The organism is Nocardioides sp. P5_C9_2 (assembly GCF_054049555.1).
Genome location: NZ_JBFUMD010000423.1, coordinates 1 through 3,441 on the forward strand (window position 1 = coordinate 1; position 3,441 = coordinate 3,441).

Here is a 3,441-nt window from a genome sequence, read left to right on the forward strand (position 1 = left end):
GGCCGAACGTCACGGACTACCTCGCAAATGGCCGAAGGCCCCGGAAATGGCCGAAGGCCCCGCCGGAATCGAGATCCGGGCGGGGCCTTGGCCATGGATGGAACAGATGAACTGGATGGAGCGGATGACGAGACTCGAACTCGCGACATCGACCTTGGGAAGGTCGCGCTCTACCAACTGAGCTACATCCGCAGGATGCGCCGGAATCGTACCCGACCTGGAGGCCGACCCGACGACCGGCGCGTCGCCGTCAGTCGACCGGCGCCAGGGTCGGACGCTTGGGGGAGATCGTGTCGCCCGAGGAACGGCCGGTGAGCCGCCGGTGGATCCAGGGCCCGAGGAACTCGCGGGTCCACCGCGCGTGCTCGATGGCCTGGTCGCGCCGACCGAGGAGCGGACGCGGGTCGGGGGTGACGGGCTTCAGGTCGTGCTCGACCTCGAGCGCGTCGAGCACACGTCGGGCCATGTCCTCGTGACCGTGGGCGTTGAGGTGCATCCGGTCGGTGTCCATGATCAGCGAGAGGTCCGCGTCGCGCATCCGCCACATGTCGACGAGGGTGACGTCGTGCCGGTCGGCGATCTCGCGCACCCCCTCGTTGAACAGCGCGAACCGGCCGCGCATGGCGGCGAAGACCCCGGTCGGCCCCGGGTCGAACACGGTGAACATCGCCACGTGGGCGCCGCTGGCCACGAGGCGGCCGATGGCGTCGTCGTACGCCGCGACGAGGGCGTCGACGTCGATGCGCGGGCGCAGGATGTCGTTGCCGCCCCCGTGGATCGTGATCAGGTCGGGCGCCAGCGCCAGCGCGGGCTCGAGCTGCTCGTCGAGGATGGCCGGCAGCTTGCGGCCGCGGATCGCCAGGTTGGCGTAGCCGAAGTCGTCGGTGCGGGTGGCGAGCACCTCGGCCACCCGGTCGGCCCACCCGCGCAGGCCGTTGGGACGGGACGGGTCGGGATCGCCGACGCCCTCGGTGAACGAGTCGCCCAGGGCGACGAAGCGGTGGAAGGTCACCCGGTCATTGTCCAGATCTCCTCGTCCCCGGCGGTCGAGGGGGCCGGGTCACTAGGCTGCCCCCGTGCTGCTCTCCGACCGCGACATCCTCGCCGAGATCGACCAGGGGCGGATCGCCCTCGACCCGTGGGACCCCGAGATGCTCCAGCCCTCGAGCATCGACGTGCGCCTCGACCGCTTCTTCCGGGTCTTCGAGAACCACAAGTACCCGCACATCGACCCCGCCGCGGACCAGTCCGACCTCACCCGCGAGGTGGAGCCGGAGGGCGACGACCCCTTCATCCTGCACCCGGGAGAGTTCGTCCTCGGGTCGACGTACGAGGTCGTCAGCCTGCCCGCCGACATCGCCGCGCGCGTCGAGGGCAAGAGCTCGCTGGGCCGCCTGGGGCTGCTCACCCACGCCACCGCCGGCTTCGTGGACCCGGGCTTCAGCGGCCACGTCACCCTCGAGCTGGCCAACGTCGCGACCCTGCCGATCAAGCTCTACCCGGGCATGAAGATCGGCCAGTTCTGCTTCTTCCGGCTCACCTCGCCGAGCGAGCACCCCTACGGCTCGGAGAAGTACGGCTCCCGCTACCAGGGCCAGCGCGGCCCGACTCCGAGCCGCTCGTTCCAGGGTTTCCACCGCACCCCGATCTGATGGACCGCGCCCGCGGGTGGCACCTCGTCACGGCGCTGGTCGCGACCGCGGCCGTGCTCTTCCAGCTGGTGCTGGTCTGGCAGGGCAACGCCGTCCTCGACGACGTCGATCCACCGGCGCTGGGGGAGCGGCTGGTGCGCTTCGTCGGCTACTTCACGATCCTGTCCAACATCCTGGTCGCCGTCGTGACCTGGACGCTCGCTCTCGGACGTGACACCGACGCGACTGCCTGGCGGGTGCTCCGGCTGACCTCGCTGGTGGCCATCACCGTGACCGGGGTCGTGCACTGGTTCCTGCTGCGCCCGATCCTCGACCTGTCCGGCGCCGACTACGTCGCCGACAAGCTGCTCCACGTCGTCGTACCGCTGCTGGCCGTGATCGGCTGGGTGGCGTGCGGACCTCGGGGACGGGTCCGGCGCAGCGACGTCCTGGCCAGCCTGGTCTTCCCGATCGCCTGGCTCGCCTACACCCTCGTCCGCGGAGCCGTCACCGGCTTCTACCCCTACCCGTTCCTCGACGTCGAGGAGCGGGGGTACGCCGCGGTGGCGCTCGCCTGCCTCGGCGTCGCGGTCCTCTTCGTCGCTCTCGCCGGCGCGGCGTGGAAGGCCGACGACCGCCTCGAACGGACCCCTCAACTGAAGTAAGGGGAACCTAAGTTAGGGTTGCCTCAATTAGGCAAGCCTCACTAGATGGAGTCCCCCATGAACCGTGCCTCCCTGCGCGCCTCGGCCGCCGCCACCACGATCGGCCTGGCCGCCGCGCTGCTGAGCGGGTGCAGCACCGGCTCGACGTCGATCGACGCGACGGCCGGCGAGCCGACCGCCGCCACCTCGGCCGAGGCCGACGCCTTCCCGGTCACCATCGAGCACGCCTTCGGTGAGACGACGATCGAGGAGGAGCCGACCCGGGTCGCCACCCTCGGCTGGACCGACCAGGACCACGCGCTGGCCCTCGGGGTCGTCCCCGTGGGCGCCACCAGGCTCACCTGGGGCGGCAACGAGGCCGGCTCGTCCGACTGGTTCGACGCGGCGCTCGACGAGGCCGGCACCGAGGCGCCCGTCCGGTACGACGACTCCGACGGCGCCCCGATCGACGAGGTGGCCCAGCTGGAGCCCGACATCATCCTGGCGACCAACTCCGGCATCACCGAGGCGGAGTACGTCAAGCTCAGCAAGATCGCCCCGGTCGTGGCCTACCCGGAGTTCCCGTGGACGACGCCGTGGCAGACCTCCCTGGAGATGGTCGGCGAGGCCCTCGGTCGCAGCGACCTCGCCGAGCAGGTCGAGGACGAGGCCGAGACGGCCATCGACGCGGCGAGGGAGGACAACCCCGAGCTCGACGGCGCCTCCCTCATCTACGGCTACCTCACCCCGGCCGACCTCTCGACCGTCGGCATCTACGCCCCCGCGGACCCGCGGGTCGCCCTGCTGAGGGACTTCGGCATGGTGGACGCCCCCGCGGTCGCCGGCGCGATCGAGGAGGGCGAGTTCTACGGCACCGTCTCGGCCGAGCGGGCCTCCGAGCTCGACTCCGACGTGCTGCTCACCTGGGTGGAGAAGCCCGGCGACGCCGAGACCTTCGTCGAGGACGACCTGCTCGGCCAGATCCCCGCGATCGCGTCCGGCCACTTCTACGCCGAGTCGAGCAAGGAGGTCGCGATGGCCTCCACCAACCCGACCCCGCTCTCGATCCCGGTCATCATCGACACCTTCATCCCGAAGGTCGTCGAGGCGGTCACCGGCTCGTGACCGCCACCCACGTCCTCGAGCGCGGGACGGAGGCCGGCCAC

Annotated in this window: 4 protein-coding genes and 1 tRNA gene; 3 read left to right on the top strand and 2 right to left on the bottom strand. The window is 70.9% G+C overall.

Translation table 11 applies throughout. The features are described 5' to 3' along the window. Nucleotides 1-116: 116 nt before the first annotated feature. Together ACXJKL_RS17350 and ACXJKL_RS17355 are read right to left on the bottom strand one after the other, a co-directional pair. Nucleotides 117-192: transfer RNA gene (locus tag ACXJKL_RS17350), tRNA-Gly, on the bottom strand. A gap of 58 nt (nucleotides 193-250) precedes the next feature. Further along, nucleotides 251-1,012 carry an SGNH/GDSL hydrolase family protein gene (locus tag ACXJKL_RS17355; protein ID WP_457208265.1) on the bottom strand — a complete coding sequence of 254 codons (762 nt, stop codon included), beginning with the start codon at nucleotides 1,010-1,012 and terminating at the stop codon, nucleotides 251-253. A 64-nt stretch (nucleotides 1,013-1,076) separates the two neighbouring features. Between ACXJKL_RS17355 and dcd the strand changes: the two genes are divergently transcribed. From dcd to ACXJKL_RS17370, 3 genes are read left to right on the top strand one after another with little or no spacing between them, the layout of a single operon-like run. Beyond that, the gene (dcd, locus tag ACXJKL_RS17360) at nucleotides 1,077-1,652 is read left to right on the top strand and encodes a dCTP deaminase (RefSeq protein ID WP_457208266.1); all 576 of its coding nucleotides are present in this window, start codon (nucleotides 1,077-1,079) and stop codon (nucleotides 1,650-1,652) included. Next, the gene (locus tag ACXJKL_RS17365; protein ID WP_457208267.1) at nucleotides 1,652-2,296 is read left to right on the top strand and encodes a Pr6Pr family membrane protein; all 645 of its coding nucleotides are present in this window, start codon (nucleotides 1,652-1,654) and stop codon (nucleotides 2,294-2,296) included. The genes dcd and ACXJKL_RS17365 overlap by 1 nt, the downstream gene beginning before the upstream one ends. A gap of 57 nt (nucleotides 2,297-2,353) precedes the next feature. Next, nucleotides 2,354-3,400: an iron-siderophore ABC transporter substrate-binding protein gene (locus ACXJKL_RS17370; RefSeq protein WP_457208268.1), complete on the top strand. Its 1,047-nt coding sequence runs from the start codon at nucleotides 2,354-2,356 to the stop codon at nucleotides 3,398-3,400. Nucleotides 3,401-3,441: the final 41 nt, after the last annotated feature.